The following is a 25,155-nucleotide window of genomic DNA, read 5'->3' as shown; positions in this document are numbered from 1 at the left end:
TTTTAGCAAAGCTGCTGTTTAACATTGTTTAAAATCTTGCTAACTTAGTGCCTGTGGATAATTTCATTGTTTCGGCACGTAAATACCGCCCGGCAACCTTCGAAACCGTTGTGGGCCAGCAGCATATCACTAATACGCTAAAAAACGCTATTAAGAATAATCAGCTGGCGCAGGCATTTTTATTCTGCGGGCCCAGGGGGGTGGGTAAAACCACCTGTGCGCGTATCCTGGCAAAAACCATCAACTGCACCAATTTACAGCCAAATGGCGAAGCCTGCGGCGAGTGCGACAGCTGCCGTGCTTTTATGAACGGTAATTCATTTAATGTGCACGAGCTGGATGCGGCATCAAACAACTCGGTGGATGATATCCGCAGCCTGATAGAGCAGGTGCGCATACCGCCGCAGGCCGCCCGTTACAAGGTTTATATTATTGATGAGGTGCACATGCTATCGCAGGCGGCCTTTAACGCCTTCCTGAAAACGCTGGAAGAACCGCCTAACTACGCCATATTTATACTGGCCACTACCGAGAAGCATAAGATACTGCCTACCATCCTGTCGCGCTGCCAGATCTTTGATTTTAACCGCATCCGGGTAGAGGATATGGCCGGCCACCTGGTCAGCATCGCCCAAAAGGAAAGCATTACTTACGAGAACGACGGCCTGCATATCATCGCCCAAAAGGCTGATGGCGGCCTGCGCGATGCGCTTTCGATGTTTGACCAGATCGTGAGCTTTAGCGGGGGGAATGTTACCTACCGCTCGGTTATTGATAACCTGAACATACTTGATTACGACTATTATTTTAATATAACCGATAAACTGCTTGCCGAAGACAGCGCACAATCGCTGCTGCTTTTTGACGAGATATTGGGTAAGGGTTTTGACGGCGCTCACTTTATCTCGGGCCTGTCCGAACATTTACGTAACCTGCTGGTAGGCAAGGATACCGCAACCATTAAACTGCTGGAAGTTAGCGAAACCATTAAGGCCAGGTACCTGCAACAATCGCAGGCGGCATCAGTATCGTTCCTGCTATCGGCCATGAATATTGCCAACCAGTGCGATATTAGTTATAAGCTGAGTAAAAACCAGCGTTTACAGGTAGAACTCGCCCTGCTTAAAATGAGCAACCTGCTCTCGGTATTCAATATGGCGAGTATGCCGGTAAGCGAAAATGTAACCACTCCTAACGGAGAGGTAAAAAAAAAACCTGATACCTCAGTAACGGAGGCCCATACATCTGTTAAACAGGCAGATGAAATGAGCGTAGCCAGGGATAACCCGGTAACTTATAACAAACTGCCGCCGGTTGGTGCGCAATCGGCTACGCCATCAATGGCGATGCCTGCCCCCGTGCCAAAGGCCGAGCCTGCCGAAAAGCCGAAGCCGTTTATCCCGAATGCGCATGCAGCAGCTACATCGGTAAAAATACCATCCTTAAAAGATCTGGGCAAAAAATTAGAAGAGTCCGCACTGGAAGAAGAAGACCCTTATTTAAAAGGTAACGACAAGGAAGCTTTTACCATAGATCGGTTTTTAGAGCTGTGGACCAATTATGGCGGGCAGCTTAAGGCAGCAGGCAAACCGGCCGGGTTATACACCATTTTTACAGGGGTTACCCCAAAGGTTTTAGGCCCCGAATCTTTTGAGGTAATATTATCAACCAGGGTGCAGGAAGCCGCGTTTAGAGACCAGCGCCCGCATCTGCATAATTATTTGCGCAGCAGCCTCAAAAATTTTGGCATCGAGGTTACTGCCCGGGTAGACGAACAAACCACTATACGCAAACCCTATACCGCGCTCGAAAAATTCCAGTACCTGGCGGCCAAAAACCCGCAGCTTATCGAACTGAAGAATAAATTTAACCTTGATTTTGATTAAACATCAAAACTGATATAGAAGGTGCTGCCTTCGTTTGCCTTGCTATCTACCCACATGCGCCCGTGGTTCATCTGGATAAAATCGTAACAAATTTTTAGGCCGATACCTGTGCCCGGTTCTTTATTGGTGCCCAGGGTGGTATGCGAGGCAAAGGCAAATATCTTGCCCAGATCTTTTTCCTGAATGCCGATGCCGGTATCCTCTACAGATATAATGCGCTCGTTTGCGTGGATGTAGCTGTCTATATAAATGTTGCCGCCCTGTGGCGTAAACTTAATAGCGTTTGAAATAAGGTTGCGTAATACAATTTTGATCATGTCCTCATCGGCCTTAACCATTACATCGTTGGCTACATTGTTTTGGATGGTTAAACCTTTGTTGTTGGCCATTTCATAAAGGCTCCTGATATTTTCTTCCACCAGCCGGTCCAGCTGAAAAGGGACAGGATCATAATGAAAGCCCTGCAGCTGGTTTTTAGACCAGATCAATAAATTATCCAGCAATTCCAGCGTGTTATGAATGTTGTTTATCACTACCGGGGTAAGGGCCTTCATTTCGCGCTCGTCCATCTCCTGCTGCTGCCACAGGCCAAGTAAATTTACCATTTGAGTGATGGGGCTCCTCAGATCATGCGATACTACCGAGAAGATCTTATCTTTTACATGGCCGGCATTTTCCAGTTCGATGTTCTGCTGGTTAATGATCTTGTTTTTTTTGTTGATGTAATCGTATGTTTTTTTAAAGTAGAACAGGCCTGCCACAATAATAATCAGGATGGCCAGCAGTATCAATTGTTTGGTACGCTGGCGGCTTATCGTAGCCTTATCAATTGCGGCGGCGTCCTGCAGGTGCTGGTTCTCTTGTTTGCGTTTTTCCAGTTCAAACCTGGTTTGGAATAGGGCGATGAGCTGGTTTCTGTTTACATTAGTGATACTATCGCTGATTTTATGATAAATAGCGCTGCTTTGCAAGGCCGCGCGGTAATTGCCCATTGCCGAATCTAACAGGTAAAAGCTGTAGCGATAATCTAACAGCTGATCTATACTGGCTGTTTTTTTGGCTAAATCGTATCCGGCGGTGTATAACTTTCTGGCTTTATCATAGTTTTTAAGCCCGTATTGTATCTGGCCCATCAGCAGCAATAGCTCGGTTTTTTCGCGCTGATTAAAATCGGGGCTGTTTTGATAGGCCTGCAATTTATTGATATACGCTATTGCCTGTTGATAGCTTTGCTGCATTACCGCTAACGAAGCAAGATTGGCGTAACTTAAAATCAGCACATCTTCATCGATAGTTATCTTGGCCAGCCGCAATTCTTCCAGGTAATATTGCTGCGCTTTTTTAAAGTTTTTTAAGCCTACATAATTATTACCGATGTTGCCTTGTAAAATAGATTCGAAATGTGTTTTACCTAAGCCGGCAATTTTTTCGAGCGCCTGCTGATAATATAGGATAGACTGGTTATAATCTTTTAAAGTGTTGTAATAGTAGCCAATGTTATTTAAAACTCTGCCTTCGTTTGCCTTGTCATTCAGTTGATGAAACAGCTTAAGTGAGGTTTCGAAATATTTTAATGCCATCGGGTCGCCGTTTACCAGCATGCAGCCTAAGCCAATGTTTTTATAGGCATAAGCTTCGCCGCGTTTATATTTTAACTGGCGGGAAAGCAGAAAAGCTTTTTTGGCATACAGGTTCAGATCTTTAATGCTGCTGCCATAATAACTGTAAGCGAGCGTATTATATAGGTCAACCTTGGTAGTGTCGTTTAATTTTCGCTGAGTAATTAATCTCTTCAGGCTATCTGTTTCTGTTTGTTGCGCAAAACAATTATTGGGCAGCCACCATAAAATGATATTCAGAAAACAGATGAAGATGAACTTTTTGTCGGGCATGCACGTAATATTGATAGGCAGTATTATTACGTTATGGCTGCAAATATGTTCGGGTATTGTAAAATATTTATTACATCAATTGTTATTTACTCAAACCCGGCTGATAAAAACAAAAAGGGGCTGCACGCTTGTACGGTACAGCCCCTTTTTTATAATTTACGTTGTTTAGGGTGTATCGTTTTTAGGATAACCTTCTTCATCCAGGTCGTCTCGGTCGTCTTCGGGTGTGTGGGCCAAAGCGGCGTCGCGCGGGTTAAGTTCAACTATCTTACCGCTGTCTATATGCATTCCTAAAGTTTCTGCATCCGTTTCTAACGAGCGGTTGGCGTCGTACTCGCCATTGGTATCGTAAGGGTTAGCCTCGTCATAGGTAGAGTTAAAATCTTCGCCGTTTTTAACGGTAGTGTCGTAAGGGTCCGGGTGGTCATAATCCGGGTTATCGCCCTTTACATCATACTCATAGCTATTGATGTTCTCGTCGTAATTTAAATTTTCGCTGTCGGCAGTTTCGTTGCTGTCGTCATTTAGCGGAGCGTTCCTGTCTTCCGGATCAGTAACAAAATCCTCGTTTTGGTTATCAGGTATCATAGTTATCGTTTTGCTATCATACATTAAAAACCCTGCCAAAAAACAACAGGTAACCAATAATTACTGGATAGATTTCCGGTAAGAAATAATATCGCCCAGGGCAAACTTAAGGCCTATAGAGTACTGTACCATTTTGTCCTTGCTTTTACCGGCTGTAAAACCATCCATATTATCGCTCAGGTCCATATTAAAATTATAGGCCAGGTCTATTTTAAACGATGGCTGGTTGTACTGGTTAAAAAATTTGATCTCGTACCCGATGCGGGCCGGGATGTACAGTTCGTTGCTTTTATCTAAGCCGCCGGTAATAAACTGCGGGTCGGTATTTGATAATCTGTTGATATCATCAGGCGCTTTAATGCTGTTGAGGATATACCCCAAACCGGCAGATATGTACAGGTTTTTTAAAACATTCATCAGGCCACTGTTTTCATAATCAACAATTTCGCCGGCCTGCAGCTGGCCCCTTAATACCAATGCGGTATATTTATTTTTAAAATACCTGCCCGATAAGGAGGTTTTTTCGCCGCCTTGCAGGGTGCCGGTTTGCAATTCGGCCACATAGTTTACAAATGGCGTTTGGTTATGGGTAAAATTTATAAAAAAACCGGCCTTGGTGTTAACCGTTTCGGCATCGCCGTACAGCTGGTTAAAGGTAGTGCCCACACCGGCATCATACTGCGCAAAATCATACCCTATCTGTGCTTTTGATATTAAGGTAGTTACTGATAGTAAGAGCGTGAAAAAAGCAGTTTTAGTAAGCAGTTTAATCATATGTAAAAGCAGTGTTGCCTTAAATGGGCAATGTGTAATTTTTATAAAAGTAGCACCTAAGTTTTAAAAAGCAATGCAATGGGTAAATTATATTGTATATAACGCTAAACAAGCAGGGTTAATTGCAGGTTATTAAACAGGTATTTAATGCATTAGCAAATTATTTTTGCTAATGTTGCCGGCGTAAAATTTTGAAAAAAAAATTTACGTAAGTTTGGAGCCATTTAAATATAAAAAACAATAAAAATCAGGTATGTCAAAAATTAAAGTAGAAAACCCGGTAGTTGAACTGGACGGTGATGAAATGACCCGCATCATCTGGAAGTTTATTAAAGATAAACTGATCATCCCTTATCTTGACCTGGATATAAAATATTATGACTTAGGTATAGAGTATCGTGATGAAACTGATGACCAGGTTACGGTTGATGCCGCTAACGCTATTTTAAAATATGGTGTAGGTATTAAATGTGCTACCATCACCCCTGACGAGCAGCGTGTTGAAGAATTTGGATTGAAACAAATGTGGAGGTCGCCAAACGGCACCATCCGTAATATATTAGATGGTACGGTTTTCCGCGAGCCGATTGTAATGAGCAATGTACCGCGTTTAGTACCCAACTGGACAGCCCCTATCTGCATTGGCCGCCACGCATTTGGCGACCAGTACCGCGCTACAGATTTTGTTACCAAAGGCAAAGGTAAACTAACCGTAACCTTTACCCCGGAAGACGGCGGCGCCGAGCAATCATTTGAAGTGTATAACTTTAAAGGCGATGGCGTGGCTTTAACCATGTACAATACTGATGAATCTATCAAAGGTTTTGCGCATGCGTGCTTTAACCAGGCGCTGATGAAAGGCTGGCCTTTATACCTGTCTACCAAAAACACCATCCTTAAAAAATACGATGGCCGTTTTAAAGATATTTTTGAAGAGATCTATCAGGCAGATTATAAAGCTAAGTTTACCGAAGCGGGTATTACTTACGAGCACCGTTTAATTGACGACATGGTTGCATCGGCCCTTAAATGGAACGGTAACTTTGTTTGGGCTTGTAAAAACTACGATGGCGACGTACAAAGCGATACTGTTGCACAAGGTTTTGGATCTTTAGGTTTAATGACCTCTACTTTGGTTACCCCTGATGGTACGGTGATGGAAGCAGAAGCTGCCCACGGTACCGTAACCCGCCACTACCGCGAGCATCAGGCCGGCCGCCCTACATCTACCAACCCCATTGCATCTATTTTTGCATGGACCCGTGGTTTAGAGTTCCGTGGTATTTTAGATAATAACCAGGAGCTGGTAGATTTTTGCAAAACCTTAGAGCAGGTTTGTATCGAAACGGTTGAAAGCGGCAAAATGACCAAAGATTTGGCCATCACCATCAAACCAAAGGTAGAGCATGGTACCGATTACCTGTACACCGAAGAGTTTTTAGAAGCGATCAACGAAAATTTAAAAGCAAAATTGGGTAAGTAATTAACCTGGTAAAATATTTAAAAGCCCGCTCTATTAGAGCGGGCTTTTTTTGTACATGCAGGTAAATTAATTATATTTACATACATGAACCATGTCACACTTCTTTATATAATTATAACAATACTTGTGGTTGCATTTATTTGGAATGCTTATCAGACATGGAAAATCAGACAATATCCCCTGCGTATCGAGATGTCCTTAAATGATGCTAAATATTGGGAGTTAAAATACAAATATGAATTTCTTGTGGCGGTTGGTAGCATTGTCGTTGCGGTAGTAGCATTTATTGGGTACAGTACCTTAAATGATGTTAAAGCAAATTTAAAACTAACCTTAAGTGCGCAAGTAGATTCGGTTAAAAGCAGAGTAGATTCAGTATCTAAAAATATTAGTGGCACAGAAATATCAGCAAATGCACTGAACAAAAAAGTGTCTACAACGAATGAAAGGATTACCGAGTTTAAAACAGATATTGGGAAATTAAAACGCAGCCAAAGCGATTTAGATTTATTAAATCAAAAAATTAAAGATTTGCAGTCTAAAAATATTGTTATAAAGGAATTTTATATAGTTGATAAGTTAACTGTCCAAACAAATATGGACAAATTAGATAAATTTTCTTTTAAGAATTTGAAGACAATTGATGGGGATAATTTACCAAAATTTATATCATCGCCCATAGTTATCCCGTTGTCTCGTGACAATGGCATGTACACCGTTGCTAAGGTTACAAATGAGTACGTTACGTTAGCTTTTAAAGGGCCTGGATACTTTTCAACTCCGGAAGCTCCGACAGATCATGACTACGATGAGAAGGCAAAAAAAAATTATACAATAACATTGTTGATATACGACGTTAAGTAGAAAATATTAGTGATGCTAATTGAAGGGCGTTAACACATCTTATTTAACCTTTATACTAACCTTTTAAGAGCTAATTTATGATACTATAATTAATTAAGCGCTTCTAAGCTTATTCAAAATCCCTAACTTAGCCCCTCAAACAAGAACATACTACCATGTCATCATTATATCCATTAAAATTTAAAACCATATTTAAAGATAAAATATGGGGAGGCCATAAAATTGAAACCTATTTGCACAAGCCCATCGGCGATCTGCCAAATTGCGGCGAAACTTGGGAGATCTCGGGCGTAAAATCTGATGTATCTGTTGTAGCGGGCGGCGAGTTGCAGGGGCAGTCGTTAGCTGATCTGCTGGAGCAATTTAAAGGAGAGCTGGTAGGAGAGAAGGTTTACCAACACTTTGGCAACATTTTCCCGCTGCTGGTAAAGTTTATTGATGCGAATGACGACCTGAGCGTACAGGTACACCCTAATGATGAACTGGCTAAAAAACGCCATAATTCTTTCGGTAAAACCGAGATGTGGTATGTGATAGAGGCCGACCCGGGCAGTAGCCTGATAGCCGGGTTTAACCGCGAGATGACCGAGCAGGAGTATGTGGATGCTTTAAATAGCGGCCACATTATGGATATCCTGAACAGGGAGGATGTAAAGGCGGGCGACGTGTTCTTTTTACCCGCAGGCCGTGTGCATACCATTGGTAAAGGCCTGTTGATCGCAGAAATTCAGCAAACATCAGATATAACCTACCGCATTTACGATTTTGACCGTGTAGATGATAAAGGCCAAAAACGCGAGCTGCACACCCAGGAGGCCTTAGCCGCTATAGATTATAAGCATTACCCGGAATATAAAACTTTGTACACCCCCAAAAAGAATGAAGATGTACACCTGGTAACCTGCCCGTACTTTACCACCAACGTGTTAGATTATACCCACGGTGTGGATAAGGATTATGCTAACCTCGATTCGTTTGTGATATATGTATGTATTGAAGGCGAATTCACCATTAAGCATAACGATTTGGCATACCCGGTTAAAATGGGCGAGTGTATCCTGCTGCCAAAAACGATAGACAAGGTGGAACTGAAAACAACCGTCGGCTTCAAGATCCTGGAAAGTTATATAGCATAGCGGGTAATTTGATCGCTTGATTTTAGCAATCATCAATATTAAAAAACACCGGCCTGTTTAGCAAGCCGGTGTTTTTTAATTAATATTTTGGTAATAGTTAATAGCCAGCGGTTAATTGTATCGCTTTAAATCCGTTGGGTTTTGCAGGCTTTGTGCTATCCCGGCAAGATAAGCCTCGTCAATGGGTTTTAAAATATAATCGGCAATAAGGGGGTTACCTTTGGCACGTTTAATATCATCCAGATCAATTGACGAACTGATGTTGTACAAGATGATATTTTTGCCCAGTTGAGATTTAATTTCCTCAAAAGCCTTATTAAATTCCCATCCGTCCATAACGGGCATGTTAATATCAACAAACAAAACATCGGGTAAATGATGTACGTTTTCGGGCGCCTTTAAAAAGTCGATGGCTTCTTTGCCGTTTGCAAAAGTTAGTATTTCGTCAAACAGGGCTTTATTTATGATTAATTTTTTAAAACCGTAAGTAAAAATTTCATCATCATCAACAATCCCTGCGGTCACAATTTTTTTTTCGGTATTCATTTATGGTATTGGTTTACACCAATTTAATAGTAAATTTTGTGCCAACATTTACGGCGCTCTCCACTTGTATGTTTCCGCCCAGTGCTTCTACCTGGTTACGGGTAATAAACAGGCCAATCCCTTTCGAGTCGGAGTTTCGGTGAAAAGTTTTATACATGCCAAAAAGCTGGTCGCCGTAGCGGGCCATATCAATACCTACGCCGTTATCTTCAAACAGCAGGTAAACGTCTGTCCCAGTTTTTTGGGTAGTGATATTAATAACCGGTTCCCTGTCTGGGTGTTTATATTTTAAAGCATTGGTAAGCAGGTTCTGAAAAATGCTTTCCATGTAAGCCGGTATGTAGTCAATCTGCCTGCAATCAGTAAAATTAGTGCTGATATGAGCATTGGTAGCTGTAATATTTGTTTGCAGGGCCGATGCCACGTTGTTGAACATGGTTTCAAAATCAACTGCCTTACGCTCGCGGGTAATTTCTGATTGTATCTTTACGATCTCGTCCAGGTGGCCCATGGTAGCGCTTAAGCTTTCGCTGATGGTTTTAATATGCGAAAATATCTCTGCCCGATCTTCCTCCTGCCTTGATTCTTCGAACAAATTAACCATAAACTTTAAATTACCGCTGTGCGACCGCAGGTTATGCGATACGATGTAAGCAAAGTTTTGCAGCCGCTTGTTCTGGTCGTCTAACAAGTTGATAGACGATTGCATGTTGATGCCCTTTTTTTTAATGCTGTCTATATCCTGAAAAATTCCTCTCAGCTTTACGCACTTACCATAATCGTTTAATACCGGCATCCCTTTGCAGCGCACCCATATTACGTTGTTTTTGGCTGTTTTAAACTGCACTTCAACATCGTATGGCTTGCAATACCGGATAGCATCGTTTACAATATTGGTTAGCAGCAGGCGGTACTGGGGCTCAAAATAACTGATAGAATCTTCCATGGTCATTTTTACATCCTCGGTCAGCTCAAAAATCTCCATCATTTCTTTAGAGCACTTGAGGCCCATGGTAGCAATATCAATTTCCCAGCTGCCCAATTTTGCAATACGGCCTGTTTCTGCCAGGTTAAAGTTGCTTTCGGCAAGCTCCACTTCAAGCATTTTTAATGCGTTGATATTGGTCAGCACACCATGTATGATGGGGCCGTCGCTGGTTTCGTGCCGTTTGGTGGTGTTTTCAAACCACTGGTAGCCATTTTGTTTGGTAAGCAGCCTGATGTGTGCAACCGGCGAGCCGCCATGCCGCGGGTGGTAGGTGGTTTTTAAAAAGGCCGGCTTATCATGATAGTAAAGCAGGTGGTCAAAAAAGTAATTGTAAGAGCATTCTATCTCGCCGGGGGCGTAGCCTAAAGCAGCGTATAACCCTACCGACCATTTTACCTGTTTGGTATCGGTATTATACTCCCATACGCCTGCGTTAATATCATTGATAATACGCGCAATATGAGCCATGCTTTCGGCAGAAAACGTGTTACTCTCAGAAAAACTCATATTGCACTTTAATCACTATCTATTCAATTAATCACTGGGTATTATAAAATACATGCCAAACATGCACTTTTTGTTTATTTACAACCCTTTGTTGTAGCAAATATTGATAAGCAATATTATGCTTATTTTATATGTAAAGGATGCAATAACTTTAGGTCTGTTTTTATTAAGCTATATAGTTATGAAAACTAACACTTTTAAGCATCTACACAGGCTTATACGTTAATTTTACAGCAGAGGTTATTGAAAATCAATCAAATGAATATATGATCATACTTACGTGTTGTATATAAAGCTAAACGAAACTAATTTGCAAAAACACCAGTGTTATTGTATCAATTACACTTGCAGATAACGAATTATCCTTCCAGATAATATGTGGCGGATAAAATTCTTTTATAATATTTGTTTTGCATAGCTGTTTTTATAAAAGATCCCTATATATTCCAGATATTTTAATAAGCATATACCATATATGGCCGGTATTGCACTCATCCACGGCTATTTAATTAAAACTTTACAATATGCAATTGATACCAACAGGTAATTTGTTACAATGCAACATGCCCCAAATTACTACCTTAGCTATACCAATTTTAAATTTTTATGAAAAAGTATGGCTTAAATTTGCTGGCAGCCCTGTTTATTTTGCTGGCAGTAAATGCATCTGCACAAAAAGCGCCTGCCGGTAAAGTATGGCCTGCAGCCAAGGCAAACGCCTGGTATGCACAACATCAATGGATGAGCGGTGCCGATTTTATCCCCAGCAGCGCCATAAACCAGTTAGAGATGTGGCAGGCCGGCACGTTTGACCCTACAACCATCAACCGCGAACTGGGCTACGCCGAAAGCATTGGGTTTAACACCATGCGCGTTTTTTTGTACAGCCTGGCCTGGCAGCAGGATAAAGCCGGGTTTAAAAATCGGGTGAACCAGTATCTGGCCATTGCCGGCAAACACGGCATTAAAACCATATTTGTATTTTTTGATGATTGCTGGAATGCCGGTGCCAATACCGGTAAACAGCCTGCGCCAAAAGTGGGGGTGCATAATTCGGGCTGGCTGCAAGACCCCGGCAACCGCTTAAACAACCCCGGCCAAACCGCCATGCTGCAGGCTTACGTAACCGATGTAATGGCCAGCTTTAAGCACGATAAACGCATCCTGCTTTGGGATCTGTATAACGAGCCCGGCAACTCTAATAAAAAAGAGGCATCGATGGGTTTGCTGCGCAAGGTATTTGCCTGGGCGCGCCTTGTAAATCCGGATCAGCCGGTATCTGCCGGGCTGTGGGACTGGAGCTTTGAAACGTTGAATACTTATCAGGCCCTGAATTCAGATATTGTTACCTATCATGATTATACCGACGAGGCATCGCACTTAAAAACCATACAACTCCTAAAAACGCACGGCAAGCCTTTAATTTGTACCGAATACATGGCCCGCACCCGTGGTAGCAAATTTGGTAATATTATGCCGATGCTTAAAAAACAACATGTTGGTGCAATAAACTGGGGGCTGGTAATGGGCAAAACTAACACCGTATATGCCTGGGATAACCCCATGCCCGATGGCAGCGAACCTAAAGAATGGTTCCATGATATTTTCCGGAAGGATGGTACACCTTATAAACCCGAAGAAGTGGAGCTGATTAAGAAATTGAATGAAAAGACTAAGTAAGGGCATGCAGGCTGTAAGCTTTTTAAATATATTATAGTAACCCGGGTTGCAGGGAGGGATTAGTGTTTAGCGGATTTTAAATTCATTGATCGCACTGATCTGTTACCCCGGATATTATTTTATAACTGTATTTCAGGCATTTAAGTTATTTTACTGAAATAGTTTATATAGTCTATAGGAATTATAGTATTAATGCCTATATTTGTAATGTTAATTGTTCTTTAAAGATACTTATCCAGAAAGACAGAGGGAAGGGCCCTATGATGTCTTAGCAACCTGTACCGCTTTGGTAAAAGGTGCTAATTCCTGCTTTGCAATTAGGCAAAGACAGATAAGCTGATTTAAATGTATGCTGCTAAAACAGCACCCTGCATATTTCTGCTTATATCCCTCAGCTTTATGGATGTTATTATAAAAATAATTTTGTAAACCGTGGCTAATGCTATGGAATTAACAGCAGATTTATAAATATATAAAAATATGAGCTTACGACTTGGCGACGATGCCCCGAATTTTAAGGCCCAGACATCACAGGGCGAAATTGATCTTTACGAATACCTGGGCGATAGCTGGGGGGTATTATTCTCTCACCCGGCAGATTATACGCCGGTTTGCACCACCGAGCTGGGCAAAACCGCTTCCCTGAAAGATGAGTTTGAGAAGCGTAACGTTAAGGTTATAGCTTTAAGTACGGATAGCGCAGAATCGCACAAAGGTTGGATCAGCGATATCAACGAAACACAGCATGTGGAAGTTACTTTCCCTATCATCGGCGACGAGAGCCGCGAGATCTCTCAGGCTTATGATATGATCCACCCCAATGCATCATTAACGGCAACCGTGCGGTCGCTGTTTATCATCGGGCCAGATAAAAAGATAAAACTGATCATTAGCTACCCGGCATCAACAGGCAGAAACTTCCAGGAGATTTTAAGGGTGATAGATAGCTTACAACTTACGGCCTACCACAGCGTAGCCACCCCGGCCGATTGGAAAGATGGTGAAGATGTGGTAGTGCTGCCATCCATCAAAACAGAGGATATCCCGGCTAAGTTCCCCAAAGGGTTTACAGAGGTTAAGCCTTATTTAAGAACAACGCCACAGCCCAATAAATAGGGGGCTGAATTACAGAGTCGCGTGGCCGAGAGGATAGGTGAGGGTCTGCAAAACCTTAAACGGTAGTTCGAATCTACCCGCGACGTCCTAACTATACTGACTGACTAATAACTGATGGCGGTGGGCTGAGGAGCCCATCGCCTTTTTGTATGACTCACCCGGTCATCGCTACGCAAGACCACCCTTTCTCCACAAGCGGAAAGAAGGTAGCATATCAGGCCTTTCCGGAGGAGATGGATAATTGAGGTTTTTCCCACCATCTTTGCGAAGCAGATCGACTAACGAGCGTAGTCGGGGTGAGTAAAATCAGAGAGAGATATGATCAGTGCCTCAACAATCTCATTTCTCACTTATATATTTACGATATATGAGCAACACTACCCACAACTGGCCCAAACTTGATTTCCATTACCTAAAAGATACCATTGCCACCGTCCATCAATGGACACAGATGATCGGCAAGGTGCGCCTAAAAAAAATGCCCTGGATAAACCACTCCTGGCAGGTTACGCTATATGTGAGCGCCACCGGTTTAACAACAGGCAGCATCCCATATGATGGCGGCGTTTTTCAGATAGATCTGGATTTTATAAACCACCAGTTGCACATTACTACCAGTACAGGGCAAAAAATAACATCCGGCTTAGGTGCCGAAACCATAGCCGAATTTTATAACGAGTTAATGGCTAACCTGCAACAAGCCGGTGTAGCGGTAGAGATTTACGCCGTACCCAACGAATTGGAAGTAGCCATACCTTTTGCCAAGAATACTGCGCCTTGTATTTATAATGGCGAAGCCATGCATGCTATCTGGCAGGCACTTGTTAAAATTCATAATGTATTTACCGGCTTCCGGTCGGGGTTTTTGGGTAAAAGCAGCCCTGTACACTTCTTCTGGGGCGCGTTTGATCTGGCGGTTACCCGTTTTAGCGGCCGTACTGCCCCCCTGCACCCCGGCGGCGCACCCAACATGCCCGATGATGTAATGCAGGAAGCCTATTCGCACGAGGTAAGTTCATGCGGGTTTTGGCTGGGCAGCGAGGCATTCCCGCAGCCTGCTTTTTACGCTTATTGCTATCCAACCCCGGATGCTTACGGCAAGCAGCAGGTTAGCCCGCCCGAAGCTTTTTACAGCAACGAGATGGGCGAATTTTTCCTGATGTATGAAGTAGTACAGCAAGCCGCCAACCCCGAAGAAATGTTAGGCCAGTTCTTACAAAGCACTTATGATGCCGCTGCCAACACCGCCGATTGGGATAAAAATCTGAAGTGTGACTTGCAAGGTTTGAAGAATTAAGGAGTTGCATTTAAAGTTAAACACATTAAAATCTTATACTTTTAATAAATAATTTAAGGGGCAGTAAACCATAAGGAGGTGTGGATGTCAAAAAGGCAAAAACCAGCCTTAAAAAATGCGACTGCTAAACCTATTCTCTAAAAAAACCTTACTTGTGGCTATAATAATGTCTGCGACTTATTTAGCTCACGCACAAAACGTAACTTATTCAAAAGACAGCTCCGGTAATTTAATTCAGGAAGATAGCCGCGGATCTATAAAGATCTATAGAAAGGATGTTTGGGGTAACATGGTGGTAGAGGATGAAAGTGGTAGATATATCATGACCCTTACCAAAGATATTTTTGGAAACGATGTTGAAGAATACGGCGACGGAAAAAAAAGGATCTATGAAAAAGATAATTTTGGCGATACCATTATAAAGGATGAGCATGGATCTACCGTAGCTACAATTAAAAAGGACATTTTTGGGAGTGATATTGTAACAGATGCCCCAGGAAGAAAAAAGGTGTACAAAAAAGACATTTTTGGCCGTTTTGTAGTGGAAGATGAAAATGGAAGAACGATAGCTACTCGTACCAAGGATATTTTTGGAAACGATGTGGAAGAATATGGCGACGGTAGAAAAAGGGTTTTTGAAAAAAATATTTTTGGCGATACAAACGTAAAGGATGAACATGGAACAACTGTATTGACCATTAAGAAAGACATTTTTGGGAATTACACAGAAACCGACGCCCAGGGAAAAAAGCGGGTTTACAAAAAAGATATTTTTGGCAATACAGTTGTAGAGGATGAATCAGGAAGGACCATTGCCACATATAAAAAAGATATTTTTGGTAACCTTGTAGTAGAGGAATATTGATCTTATAAATATCATAAAGAAAAGCCGGGCTCTGTTGGTGGCGTTTTGTGCGCCGCTAATTTCTGTACACACCAGGTGGTCATACACCGTAAGCCCTGCACATTGGTTGTTTTAACAGGCTCAAAAAGCTCGCCTCCTAATTGATGTGTATATTCCAGCAATATTTGCTCATTTACTAAAAAGCGTTCAGAGCCGTCGGGTAAGGCGTAGCGGCTGTTACCTAAAGGTACAACTTTATCCTCCATACCTGTATCTGATGCCAGGCGGGCAAAAAAGTAACCTCCGGGCTTTAGTTTGGCCCACATACCGCGCAGCATAGCGTCGAAATGGTTACTATCGTTTGCAAAATGTAAAACGGCGTTACAAATCACCAGGTCGAAATAATTATCTGCAAAGGGCATAGCTTCTGCAGGGGCTGCCACAAAGTTTTTAAGAGGAAGCTTTGGCGCGAGTGCTGCGGCCACTTCCTTTACGTAAGCTATAGCCTCCGGGTTAGGGTCGGCAGCATAAACGTCAAAGCCATTTTGCAGAAAATATACCAGGTTGCGCCCACCGCCACAGCCTGCATCAAGTACTTTTTTACAAGCATCAAAGCGGCCTTTCAACAGCTGGTCGAAAAGGTAAATATCTATGTTGCCAAATTGCTGCTGTAAATTGTTCACGGTTTAATTTTTATGCGTTGTTTATTTTACTCACCAAAGCCCCACCTAAGTCCGCTCTAAAAGAGAGGACTTTAAAAACTTTTCTCTACTCCTTTGGAGAGGGACGTACAGAGGCTTTTTATGCAATGTAACAATTATATAAGTACGTGTATAATCAATCGTATCCTGATTAGTTTATCGCATAATATTTTTATTATTGTGTATCACTAACACATTAGTGATGGTATTATCTCACAAATCTAAGTACCGTACCAATTGCCTAATTAAACGTCATTTTACTGCTGCTTTGCTGTTGCATGCTTAGTAATGTTGTATCTGCCCAAAAAAAGAATGCCGGTTACCAGTACCACATCAGGCGAGCGGCATCTCCCTTAAAAATTGACGGATTGCTGGATGAGGCCGATTGGCAAAGCGCCGATACCGCAGGTAAATTCTTTATGGTTTTACCGATGGATACCAGCTTTGCCAAGCTGCGCACCGTGGTGCGGATGGCGTATGATAACGATAACTTTTACATCTCGGCAGAATGTTATATGCCTACGCCGGGCTACATGGTAGAGTCGCTTAAACGGGATTTTGGGTTCCAGAAGAACGATAACTTTATCTTTTTTATGGATCCGTTTGATGCGCGTACAGATGGCTTTAGCTTTGGCGCCAATGCGGCAGGCGCACAATGGGATGGCACCATGTACGAGGGCGGCAAAGTTGACCTGAGCTGGGACAACAAATGGTATTCGGCAGTAAAAAATTATAATGATAAGTGGGTATTTGAGGCGGCTATCCCCTTTAAAAGTATCCGCTATAAAAAAGGTATCAAGGAGTGGGGTATTAATTTTAGCCGTAACGACCTTAAAACAACCGAAAAATCCAGCTGGGCGCCGGTACCCAGGCAGTTCCCTACAGCGGCATTAGCTTATACAGGTACTATTATATGGGATGAAGCGCCTCCTGTAGCAACGCGCAATATTTCTATCATTCCGTATGTGCTGGGTGGCATCACTAAAGATTTTGAGCATAAAAAAGATGCCGTTTACCGTAAGGAAATTGGTGGTGATGTTAAAGTGGGTTTAACCTCGTCATTAAACCTGGACCTGACCGTTAACCCGGATTTTTCGCAGGTGGATGTAGATCAGCAGGTGATCAACCTGAACAGGTACGAGTTATTCTTCCCCGAAAAAAGGCAGTTCTTTTTAGAGAACGGCGACCTGTTTGGTAATTTTGGTTATGCTGATGTACGCCCGTTCTTTTCGCGCAGAATTGGGTTAAATGCACCTATCCGTGCAGGGGCAAGGCTTACCGGCAAAATAGACAGGAACTGGCGCGTAGGCGTTATGGATATTCAAACGGGGCAATCCACATCTGCAAACTTACCCGGGCAAAACTTTGGCATAGTTACCCTGCAAAGGCGGGTGTTATCGCGCTCCAACATTGGTTTTATCTTTGTGAATAAAGATGGCACGGGTGGCGCGCCTATGCCTGGCAGCACAGCTAACGATTATAACCGAAACGTAGGCGCCGAGTTTAACCTGGCCACATCAAACAACCTGTGGACGGGTAAACTGCTTGGGCTAAAATCATTTACACCCGGCGTAAAGGGGCGCGATTTTGTGACTGCCGCCAACCTGCAATACCTGAGTAAATACTGGACCTTTAGCCTGCAGCAGCAATACGTAGGGCAAAATTACAACGCCGAAGCAGGATATGTGCCGCGTACCGGCTACAACAAGTTGAACCCGCTGATACAACACAATTTTTTCCCTAAAAGCGGCGCGATATTATCGCACGGCGTGCAGGCCAGCGGGATCTATTTCTTTGATGAAAGTTTCCGCTCTACCGATAATGAAACGATCCTGAGTTACCTCATCACCTTTCGTAACCGCAGTACGTTTACCGTATCAGGACTGGATGATTATGTAAAATTGCTGCGCCCGTTCGATCCTACCAACACCGGTAAGCCCATGCTGGCAACCGGGTTCACTAATCATTGGAACACTATCGACATACAATATGCATCCAAACCGCAAAGCGTATTTACTTACCTGGTAGAGGCTGCCCGGGGCGGATACTATGATAACGGCGCCAAAACCACGCTGATAGGGCAGGTGGGCTATCGCTTTCAGCCCTATGTGAATTTGATACTGAATACCTCTTTTAATGATCTGCACCTGCCTGCACCTTACGGCCATAATAAGTTTTGGCTGATTGGCCCGCGGGCAGATGTTACCTTTACCAATACCCTTTACTTTACCACATTTGTGCAGTATAACGAGCAGGCTAAAAACATGAATATCAACAGCAGGTTTCAATGGCGTTACAAGCCCGCGTCAGATCTGTTCATTGTTTATGGCGATAACTCAATCCCATCGCCATTCACGGTTAAAAACCGCCAGCTAACCATCAAGTGGACGTATTGGTGGAATATATAGTACTTAACCAATCTGAAAAAACTATCCAATTACGGCTCAATATTATTTTTGTGTAAACCTGCATTCCGGGTAATAAATTCAGCGGCTAAAATTTATATTTGTTGTAGATGCAGAAGCACCACACCAAACCCCAACATCCTGTTACAAAAACGGAGCATCATTGCCCGTCGTGCAATACGGCTTTTAACGGCAGATATTGTTTCAATTGCGGCGAAAAGGCCTTTCACGAATCCGACTTCACCATTAAAAAATTCCTGGCGCATACGCTGGATATGTTTACCCACTTGGACGGTAAGTTTTTGCGGTCGTTAAAATACCTGTTTGCCAAACCCGGTTTTTTAACTCATGAGAATATGCGCGGCGCAAGGGTGAAATATGCCAAGCCGGTGCAGTTGTTTTTACTGGCCAACGTTTTGTTCTTTATAATTTTGCATTTTGCCCCAACTACCGATTACACCCCCGGACTTGGCGACGAGCATTACAACCACTTGAGCGATTATCCCTTATTAAAAAAACTTGCCCCGGTAGATACTGCTGTAGTACAATATATTGGAAAAGTAACCGACGAAAAATTTGAGAAAACTCATTTATCTCCGCAAGAATTAGAAGATCATTTTTTGATAAACAGCCGGATCTATTCAAAATCGTTTTTATTGCTGCTTGTGCCGCTTTTTGGCGGGATTGTGTACTTATTTAATGTTCGCAAATTTAAATATTTTTCTTTTTCGCTTATTTTTGCCGCCCATTTTTTAGCTTATCAATTAATTACGTACTCGGTATCATCCTTATTTATTTATAAATTTAAAATACCAATTTGGCGGCCATTTACCTACTTGTTTTTTGAAACACCTATAGCGCCTGTAAGTCAGTTCCTGTTTTCAGATCCTTTTTTGTTTGTGAATATGCTGCTATGGATCCCATATCTTTTCATAGCCTTCAGGCGGTTATTTCCGGAAGAAATAAAAGCGGTTACCTTGGTTAAAACCTATTTTATAGCACAGATATTTTTCTTCTTAACGTTTGGCTTTTATAAAAAGCTGTTGATATTGCTAACACTTTGGCTGATGCACTAAGCCTTTTTACTGTAAAATTAAAAAATCTATCCTTGCAGTAATCCATCAAAGTTTTACTTTTGCAGCATATTGATACCGATATTTTTTCCTGTAGTGTAACGGTAGCACACCAGACTCTGACTCTGTTAGTAGTGGTTCGAATCCATTCAGGAAAACCTTTAAGGGGCAAGTGAGAAAGATTCTCGTTTGCCCCCTTTTTAATTTTTGAGGTTGGTAACCAACGTGAAATTAATTAACAAAGCCCTTGCCGGATGTACGGTAAGGGCTTTGTTAAATGGCAGATCTTAAAAGTAGCCGGTTATACCGGGTTTAAAGTTTTAACTTGTTCACCGTATTATGTGTAGTAAAATACAAGTACTTTTCGCTGTTTGATAAAGCGATGGAGCCAACTTGCGCGCCAGATAATATGGTTTTTATAGTTTGCGGATATTTAGAATTGTTACTGATCATTTTTATTTCGCCGGCATCCACAATGTACACTTTAAAGCCATCCCTTGTGCTTGCTAAACTCCCAATGTTGCTAAAGGTGAAATTTTTGAAGATCTGTGCAGATACACCCGACTTAGTGTATTTATAAACCTGGCTGTTTGATGCAAAATACTTAACGCCGTTGTTACTGGCGCTTAATGCGTTAAAGCCGCCTATCTCGGTATATAAAGGTTTGGTTGGTACATCCTCGCCATTTGGCTTTACTGCGCGCAGGGACGTAAAATCCGAATACCAAAAGAATTTACCGCTTGGGTCCCTGTCAACTCCAAGGCCTATTTCGTCATGGCTATCAACACCATGATAGTGTGGCACACCGTTGGTGTAAAGCCAGTATTCATGTTCGCCAACAACCATTATGGATCCATCCGTTGTTGCCGCTATATCACTCCCGCCAAAATAAGAAAAGCCGTCCGGGTCTTCGGGGAAATGGATACTTGTAACTACGGTATCGTGCTGTATCTTACGTATATCACCGCTTAAATCTGCAACTAATAATGATCCGTCGGTGTTAACAAAAATGCCGCTGGATTCTAAAAACCTGGCATTACTGCCATTCCCGTCTACCTGTGCGCTTGCATTATATTTACCTGCAATTACTTTATAGCTACCGGCTGCGGCTAACTGCAAAAAATTAATGTCGTTCATATTAAGCTGCGAAGCGGGGATGGTATCCTGTTCCTGGTCGGCTACCGAAACGCGGGCTATTTCTTTGGTTTCGTTTTTTTTGCAGGAGAAAAGCACAGTAAGTGTTACAACTGCACAAAAGGGTAAAAATTTTGTTCTCATGGCTTTATTATTTAGTAATATTTAAGTTTGATGGCATTTATTGCCTATTGGTTAATATCAAACTTACATATTAAAGCCACGTTTTATCTTCTCATAAAATGCACAATAAGTTGTGTAACAGGTTCACATTCAGGTGTAAACGTAAATATTAACGATACTTCTAAGCTTTGCGAAAATTGGTGCATCGTGTTGACATTCATCAGCACTATTGCACTATTTATCGGTAAAATAGCCTGGCCATGCAACCAGCCAAAATTGTGCAATAGTGTATCCGTACTAATAATTGAATGATCTTTTAATGCCCAGCTCCAATCCGCGCAGTTCGGCCAGGCCACGTAAGCGGCCAATGGCAGAATAGCCCGGGTTTGTTTTTTTATGCAGGTCGTCCAGCATTTTATGCCCATGGTCCGGGCGGAAAGGCATGCTGATGTCTTTGCGGCCATTGGCAGTTCTTTTTTGCTGCTCTTCCAGTAAGGCTTTTACAACGGCATACATATCTACGTCTCCTGTAAGATGGTCGGCTTCGTAAAAATTGCCGTCCTCATCCCGTTTAGTGCTGCGCAGGTGGATGAAGTGGATGCGGTTGCCCAGGCGCTTTACCATGCCGGGCAAGTCGTTACCGGCTATCACCCCAAATGATCCTGTACAAAAGGTAAGCCCGTTGCTGTGGCTGTTTACGGCGTTGTAAATATCCTGTATATCCTGCTCGTTGCTTACCACACGGGGCAGCCCCAGGATGGGGTAGGGCGGGTCATCCGGGTGGATGCACATCAGTACACCTGCCTCTTCTGCCGCAGGGATCACCTGTTGTAAAAAGTAGGTGAGGTTGCTTTTGAGCGTTTTGGTATCAATATCAACATAAGAGGCCAGCATCTGTAAAAATTGCGCTGTGGTGTAGCCCTCTTCAGATCCCGGCAGCCCGGCTATAATGTTTTTAACCAGTTGCTGCTGGTCTATCTCGTTCAGGTTATCATAGTAAGCCTTTGCGCGTTGTTTTAGCGGCTCGGCATAATCACCTGCTGCACCCGGCCGGTTTAAAATAAACAAGTCGAAAGCGGCGAAAGCGGCGGTATCAAACCTTAACGCAGTAGATCCATCGGGCATGGGGTAATCCAGGTCGGTGCGGGTCCAGTCCAGTATGGGCATAAAGTTGTAGCACACAATACTTAAACCGCATTGGCCAATATTAAGTAAGCTTTGGCGGTAATTGGCCAGGTATTGCTGATAGTTGCCGCTGCGTTTTTTAATATCCTCGTGTACCGGCACACTTTCAATTACCGCCCATGTTAACCCGGCATCCTCAATCAGCTGTTTTCTTTTCAATATCTCGTTTACCGGCCAAACTTCGCCGTTGGGGATGTGGTGCAGGGCGGTTACAATGCCGGTAGCGCCGGCCTGTTTGGCATCGGCTAAACTCACCGGGTCATTAGGGCCGTACCAGCGCCATGTTTGTTCTAAACTCATGTATTTTAATTATCGGGCTGTTAGTTGGCCACTTTAATTTTAACTACTATTTTTTTAACGGTATCGTACCCTGTTACTTTAATGTTAGGGCGGTGCACATCCTGCGGAAAGAAAAGGTAAAAAGTGCCTGGTTGGGCAATGTGCGCAGTACCTTCTGCCTGGTAATTGGCATAGTCGTGTTCCTCGTCATAAGGTTTGGTAACCGTAGCATCGATCAGGTTAACCACATCTATCCGCTCCCGGCCTTTTATTACATATTGCAGGTCGATGTATTTCCGGTGCGATTCCCATCCGGCCTGTTCCAATGCTTTTGAGGGGGCCTCGGTCACAATAGCGTAGGCATTGTCGCCATCAATGGGGTGCTTGCCGGTGCCTATGGTTTCCAGGTTGGTATCCTTCAAAAATAAAAAGGCCTTATCCCAAACCTGCTTATTGTTATGGTATTGTTTATAAAATTCGGCTGTGTTTACAGATGGATCGGCATTCAGTTTAAGGCCATTTTTCCATTCATCGCTATTAAACCAGTTTTGTACGGTTTGCGCGCTGTGGCTGCCCTCGGGTGTGTTTTGTGCTATTGCTGTATTTTTCATCGCTATAAAAGTAATAACAGCTATCGTTAACTGCAATAAGCGTTTAGTCTTCATTGTAATTGATCGGTTAATTTAACGGCCATGTTGCCGGGAACGAGATCCGAAGGTATATAACTACTCAATATTACAAGTTAATATGTTTAAAATGGCTTTCTGTAACCGGTATTTCTACGCAAACGTTATCGTTACAGGCGGATACTGCCCGCTTCGATAACGTTTGCGTAAAAATAAGCTGCTGTTTACTTTTGATTGATGCAGCATAATTGTAGACTTGTTGACAATTATAGTTTAACCAAAAAATTTCTTGTTTTGAGAGTAATACACAGTGTGCACCCTGATGATCTTAAAAACTATCATACAGAACAGATCCGCGAGCGGTTTTTATTGGATAAACTGGTACAGCCCGATGCGGTAAATTGTGTTTATACCCATTATGACCGCATTGTTGCGGGCGTTGCGCACCCGGTGAGCCAAACGTTAACGCTGGATACTTATGATAACCTGAAAGCCGCTTACTTTTTAGAGCGGCGCGAGATGGGCATCATTAACGTTGCAGGCGATGGTACAATTACGGTTGACGGGCAGGCGTATAACTTAAAAAAACTGGATTGCCTGTACATTGGTAAAGGCGCCAAGCAAATAACTTTTGCTGCCGCAGATGCCGCTGCCGCGCCGGTTTTTTACCTGCTGTCGGCACCTGCGCATCAAACCTACCCAACGGTACTGATGACCATTGAGCAGGCAGAAAAGGTAGAAGCCGGGGCTGCCGAAACAGCCAACAAGCGCACCATTAATAAATACATTCATGCGGCAGGCATCCCAAGCTGCCAGCTGGTAATGGGCCTTACCATTTTACACCCGGGCAGCGTTTGGAATACCATGCCGCCCCACGTGCACGGCCGCCGCATGGAAGCCTATTTTTACTTTGATATCCCCGCAGGGCAAAGGGTATTTCATTTAATGGGCGAAGAAAGCCAAACCAGGCATCTGTTAATAGATAACTACGAAGCGGTAGTATCGCCACCCTGGAGCATGCACTCCGGCGCGGGCACAGGCAACTACAGCTTTATATGGGGCATGGGTGGCGAAAACCTGGATTATACAGATATGGACGCAATAAAAATTGAAAACATCAGGTAAGTAAAAATAGATATGGATAATAATTTTTCGTTAAAAGGTAAAGTGATCATCGTAACAGGCGGCACCGGCATATTGGGCAACTCGTTTGTAAACGGTATTGTAGAGGCGGGTGGCGCCGTAGGTATTTTAGGCCGCAACAGGCAAATAGCCGAAGAGCGCGCCGATGCCATCAATAAAAATGGCGGGCAGGCCATTGCCCTGGTTGCCGATGTATTGAACGAGGCCGAACTGCAGGCTGCCAAACAAGCCCTGCTTAACCGCTTTGGGCGGCTGGATGGCCTGGTGAACGGCGCCGGCGGTAATATGCCGCAGGGGGTGCTGCAACCCGATGAAGATATATTTGCCATGAATTTGGATGGGATGAAAAAGGTGATGGAAGTAAACCTTTGGGGCACCTTGTTACCCACGCAGGTTTTTGGCGAGGCCATTGCCAAAACAGGCAGGGGCAGTATTGTAAATATCTCTTCCATGAATTCTAAACGCGCTATTACCAAGGTGCTGGGTTACAATATGGGCAAAGCCGCGGTTGATTGCTATAACCAGTGGTTTGCTGTTGAACTGGCCAACCGCTATGGCGACGCCATCCGGATGAATGCCCTTGCCCCCGGCTTTTTCCTGACCGAGCAAAACCGTAACTTGCTTACCACGCCGGACGGCGGCTACACGCAAAGAGGCGAACTGGCCATCAGGCAAACACCTTTTAAACGCTTTGGTAACCCCGATGAACTGATAGGTGCACTGGTTTGGCTGTTAAGCGATGCATCGGCATTTGTAACCGGTTCTATGCTATGTGTTGATGGCGGTTTCTCGATATTCGGCGGGGTATAATAAGTGCCCTGCAAAACATATTTTGCGGCTTTGCCGATAACGTACTTGTATTAAAGTTAATGATGTATGTGATTG

At 43.2% G+C, this 25,155-nt stretch carries 21 protein-coding genes, 2 tRNA genes and 1 riboswitch; of the genes, 14 read left to right on the top strand and 9 right to left on the bottom strand.

The annotated features are described in order from the left end of the window. Positions 1-53 precede the first annotated feature (53 nt). Complete coding sequence (locus tag E2R65_RS03685; protein WP_134335114.1) at positions 54-1,886, top strand: DNA polymerase III subunit gamma/tau; 1,833 nt, start codon at positions 54-56, stop codon at positions 1,884-1,886. On the opposite strand, the gene E2R65_RS03680 is transcribed toward E2R65_RS03685, so the two are convergent. The 3 genes from E2R65_RS03680 to E2R65_RS03670 all read right to left on the bottom strand — a co-directional run bounded on the left by E2R65_RS03680 (position 1,883) and on the right by E2R65_RS03670 (position 5,140). Next, complete coding sequence (locus E2R65_RS03680) at positions 1,883-3,778, bottom strand: tetratricopeptide repeat-containing sensor histidine kinase (RefSeq protein ID WP_134335113.1); 1,896 nt, start codon at positions 3,776-3,778, stop codon at positions 1,883-1,885. The two genes, E2R65_RS03685 and E2R65_RS03680, sit on opposite strands and share 4 nt — an antisense overlap. A gap of 165 nt (positions 3,779-3,943) precedes the next feature. Then, positions 3,944-4,366 (bottom strand): hypothetical protein, encoded by a 423-nt coding sequence (locus E2R65_RS03675; RefSeq protein WP_134335112.1) that lies wholly within the window; start codon positions 4,364-4,366, stop codon positions 3,944-3,946. Positions 4,367-4,426: 60 nt separating this feature from the next. Beyond that, positions 4,427-5,140: a hypothetical protein gene (locus E2R65_RS03670; RefSeq protein WP_134335111.1), complete on the bottom strand. Its 714-nt coding sequence runs from the start codon at positions 5,138-5,140 to the stop codon at positions 4,427-4,429. A 253-nt stretch (positions 5,141-5,393) separates the two neighbouring features. Between E2R65_RS03670 and E2R65_RS03665 the strand changes: the two genes are divergently transcribed. The 3 genes from E2R65_RS03665 to E2R65_RS03655 all read left to right on the top strand — a co-directional run bounded on the left by E2R65_RS03665 (position 5,394) and on the right by E2R65_RS03655 (position 8,623). After that, entirely contained in the window at positions 5,394-6,623 is a 1,230-nt protein-coding gene (locus tag E2R65_RS03665; RefSeq protein ID WP_134335110.1) for an NADP-dependent isocitrate dehydrogenase, read from the top strand. 84 nt (positions 6,624-6,707) lie between these two features. Further along, the gene (locus E2R65_RS03660) at positions 6,708-7,487 is read left to right on the top strand and encodes a hypothetical protein (protein ID WP_134335109.1); all 780 of its coding nucleotides are present in this window, start codon (positions 6,708-6,710) and stop codon (positions 7,485-7,487) included. Between the two features lie 155 nt (positions 7,488-7,642). Continuing rightward, positions 7,643-8,623, top strand: a complete 981-nt coding sequence (locus E2R65_RS03655) for a type I phosphomannose isomerase catalytic subunit (RefSeq protein ID WP_134335108.1) — start codon at positions 7,643-7,645, stop codon at positions 8,621-8,623. A gap of 111 nt (positions 8,624-8,734) precedes the next feature. Here E2R65_RS03655 and E2R65_RS03650 read toward each other — a convergent pair whose 3' ends face one another. Continuing rightward, a complete protein-coding gene (locus E2R65_RS03650) occupies positions 8,735-9,169 on the bottom strand; it encodes a response regulator transcription factor (protein WP_134335107.1) in 435 nt (144 codons plus the stop codon). A 13-nt stretch (positions 9,170-9,182) separates the two neighbouring features. Beyond that, on the bottom strand, positions 9,183-10,664 hold the full coding sequence (locus tag E2R65_RS03645) for a PAS domain-containing sensor histidine kinase (RefSeq protein WP_134335106.1): 1,482 nt from the start codon (positions 10,662-10,664) through the stop codon (positions 9,183-9,185). Positions 10,665-11,270: 606 nt separating this feature from the next. Between E2R65_RS03645 and E2R65_RS03640 the strand changes: the two genes are divergently transcribed. The 5 genes from E2R65_RS03640 (at position 11,271) to E2R65_RS03625 (ending at position 15,622) form a co-directional block, all read left to right on the top strand. Then, a complete protein-coding gene (locus E2R65_RS03640) occupies positions 11,271-12,344 on the top strand; it encodes a cellulase family glycosylhydrolase (protein WP_134335105.1) in 1,074 nt (357 codons plus the stop codon). 228 nt (positions 12,345-12,572) lie between these two features. Further along, a riboswitch (SAM riboswitch) is annotated at positions 12,573-12,682 on the top strand. A 142-nt stretch (positions 12,683-12,824) separates the two neighbouring features. Further along, positions 12,825-13,460, top strand: coding sequence for a peroxiredoxin (locus E2R65_RS03635; RefSeq protein ID WP_134335104.1), 636 nt, complete (start codon positions 12,825-12,827; stop codon positions 13,458-13,460). Between the two features lie 15 nt (positions 13,461-13,475). Further along, positions 13,476-13,546 (top strand) — tRNA-Cys (locus E2R65_RS19575). A 281-nt stretch (positions 13,547-13,827) separates the two neighbouring features. Then, on the top strand, positions 13,828-14,757 hold the full coding sequence (locus tag E2R65_RS03630) for a DUF5996 family protein (protein WP_134335103.1): 930 nt from the start codon (positions 13,828-13,830) through the stop codon (positions 14,755-14,757). Between the two features lie 166 nt (positions 14,758-14,923). Continuing rightward, positions 14,924-15,622, top strand: coding sequence for a hypothetical protein (locus E2R65_RS03625; RefSeq protein WP_134335102.1), 699 nt, complete (start codon positions 14,924-14,926; stop codon positions 15,620-15,622). Between the two features lie 11 nt (positions 15,623-15,633). Here the strand turns inward: E2R65_RS03625 and E2R65_RS03620 are convergent, their stop codons facing one another. Continuing rightward, positions 15,634-16,284, bottom strand: coding sequence for a class I SAM-dependent methyltransferase (locus E2R65_RS03620; RefSeq protein WP_134335101.1), 651 nt, complete (start codon positions 16,282-16,284; stop codon positions 15,634-15,636). 296 nt (positions 16,285-16,580) lie between these two features. Between E2R65_RS03620 and E2R65_RS03615 the strand changes: the two genes are divergently transcribed. The 3 genes from E2R65_RS03615 (at position 16,581) to E2R65_RS03605 (ending at position 19,938) form a co-directional block, all read left to right on the top strand. Then, positions 16,581-18,710, top strand: coding sequence for a DUF5916 domain-containing protein (locus E2R65_RS03615; RefSeq protein ID WP_134335100.1), 2,130 nt, complete (start codon positions 16,581-16,583; stop codon positions 18,708-18,710). A gap of 107 nt (positions 18,711-18,817) precedes the next feature. Then, positions 18,818-19,783, top strand: coding sequence for a DUF3667 domain-containing protein (locus E2R65_RS03610; protein WP_134335099.1), 966 nt, complete (start codon positions 18,818-18,820; stop codon positions 19,781-19,783). A gap of 84 nt (positions 19,784-19,867) precedes the next feature. After that, positions 19,868-19,938 (top strand) — tRNA-Gln (locus tag E2R65_RS03605). 154 nt (positions 19,939-20,092) lie between these two features. Here E2R65_RS03605 and E2R65_RS03600 read toward each other — a convergent pair. The 3 genes from E2R65_RS03600 to E2R65_RS03590 all read right to left on the bottom strand — a co-directional run bounded on the left by E2R65_RS03600 (position 20,093) and on the right by E2R65_RS03590 (position 23,166). Then, positions 20,093-21,058, bottom strand: a complete 966-nt coding sequence (locus tag E2R65_RS03600) for a hypothetical protein (protein WP_134335098.1) — start codon at positions 21,056-21,058, stop codon at positions 20,093-20,095. 276 nt (positions 21,059-21,334) lie between these two features. After that, the gene (gene uxuA, locus E2R65_RS03595; RefSeq protein ID WP_134335097.1) at positions 21,335-22,522 is read right to left on the bottom strand and encodes a mannonate dehydratase; all 1,188 of its coding nucleotides are present in this window, start codon (positions 22,520-22,522) and stop codon (positions 21,335-21,337) included. A gap of 20 nt (positions 22,523-22,542) precedes the next feature. Beyond that, a complete protein-coding gene (locus E2R65_RS03590) occupies positions 22,543-23,166 on the bottom strand; it encodes a YhcH/YjgK/YiaL family protein (RefSeq protein ID WP_134335096.1) in 624 nt (207 codons plus the stop codon). A 255-nt stretch (positions 23,167-23,421) separates the two neighbouring features. On the opposite strand from E2R65_RS03590, the gene kduI reads away from it, so the two are divergent. Next, the gene (kduI, locus tag E2R65_RS03585; protein WP_229704605.1) at positions 23,422-24,252 is read left to right on the top strand and encodes a 5-dehydro-4-deoxy-D-glucuronate isomerase; all 831 of its coding nucleotides are present in this window, start codon (positions 23,422-23,424) and stop codon (positions 24,250-24,252) included. A 12-nt stretch (positions 24,253-24,264) separates the two neighbouring features. Beyond that, on the top strand, positions 24,265-25,080 hold the full coding sequence (locus tag E2R65_RS03580) for an SDR family oxidoreductase (RefSeq protein ID WP_134335094.1): 816 nt from the start codon (positions 24,265-24,267) through the stop codon (positions 25,078-25,080). Positions 25,081-25,155: the final 75 nt, after the last annotated feature.

Origin of the sequence: Mucilaginibacter phyllosphaerae (genome assembly GCF_004378255.1) — a bacterium.
Taxonomy (GTDB): domain Bacteria; phylum Bacteroidota; class Bacteroidia; order Sphingobacteriales; family Sphingobacteriaceae; genus Mucilaginibacter; species Mucilaginibacter phyllosphaerae.
The sequence above is the reverse complement of the archived record's forward strand: the minus strand, read 5'-3'. Positions and strand labels throughout refer to the sequence as shown.

Bases quoted from the DNA above. Each gene is read 5' to 3' on its own strand.
- E2R65_RS03680 (WP_134335113.1), bottom strand. From the start codon at position 3,778: ATGCCCGACAAAAAGTTCATCTTCATCTGTTTTCTGAATATCATTTTA.
- E2R65_RS03675 (WP_134335112.1), bottom strand. From the start codon at position 4,366: ATGATACCTGATAACCAAAACGAGGATTTTGTTACTGATCCGGAAGAC.
- E2R65_RS03670 (WP_134335111.1), bottom strand. From the start codon at position 5,140: ATGATTAAACTGCTTACTAAAACTGCTTTTTTCACGCTCTTACTATCA.
- E2R65_RS03665 (WP_134335110.1), top strand. From the start codon at position 5,394: ATGTCAAAAATTAAAGTAGAAAACCCGGTAGTTGAACTGGACGGTGAT.
- E2R65_RS03660 (WP_134335109.1), top strand. From the start codon at position 6,708: ATGAACCATGTCACACTTCTTTATATAATTATAACAATACTTGTGGTT.
- E2R65_RS03655 (WP_134335108.1), top strand. From the start codon at position 7,643: ATGTCATCATTATATCCATTAAAATTTAAAACCATATTTAAAGATAAA.
- E2R65_RS03650 (WP_134335107.1), bottom strand. From the start codon at position 9,169: ATGAATACCGAAAAAAAAATTGTGACCGCAGGGATTGTTGATGATGAT.
- E2R65_RS03645 (WP_134335106.1), bottom strand. From the start codon at position 10,664: ATGAGTTTTTCTGAGAGTAACACGTTTTCTGCCGAAAGCATGGCTCAT.
- E2R65_RS03640 (WP_134335105.1), top strand. From the start codon at position 11,271: ATGAAAAAGTATGGCTTAAATTTGCTGGCAGCCCTGTTTATTTTGCTG.
- E2R65_RS03635 (WP_134335104.1), top strand. From the start codon at position 12,825: ATGAGCTTACGACTTGGCGACGATGCCCCGAATTTTAAGGCCCAGACA.
- E2R65_RS03630 (WP_134335103.1), top strand. From the start codon at position 13,828: ATGAGCAACACTACCCACAACTGGCCCAAACTTGATTTCCATTACCTA.
- E2R65_RS03625 (WP_134335102.1), top strand. From the start codon at position 14,924: ATGTCTGCGACTTATTTAGCTCACGCACAAAACGTAACTTATTCAAAA.
- E2R65_RS03615 (WP_134335100.1), top strand. From the start codon at position 16,581: ATGCTTAGTAATGTTGTATCTGCCCAAAAAAAGAATGCCGGTTACCAG.
- E2R65_RS03610 (WP_134335099.1), top strand. From the start codon at position 18,818: ATGCAGAAGCACCACACCAAACCCCAACATCCTGTTACAAAAACGGAG.
- E2R65_RS03600 (WP_134335098.1), bottom strand. From the start codon at position 21,058: ATGAGAACAAAATTTTTACCCTTTTGTGCAGTTGTAACACTTACTGTG.
- uxuA (WP_134335097.1), bottom strand. From the start codon at position 22,522: ATGAGTTTAGAACAAACATGGCGCTGGTACGGCCCTAATGACCCGGTG.
- E2R65_RS03590 (WP_134335096.1), bottom strand. From the start codon at position 23,166: ATGAAGACTAAACGCTTATTGCAGTTAACGATAGCTGTTATTACTTTT.
- E2R65_RS03580 (WP_134335094.1), top strand. From the start codon at position 24,265: ATGGATAATAATTTTTCGTTAAAAGGTAAAGTGATCATCGTAACAGGC.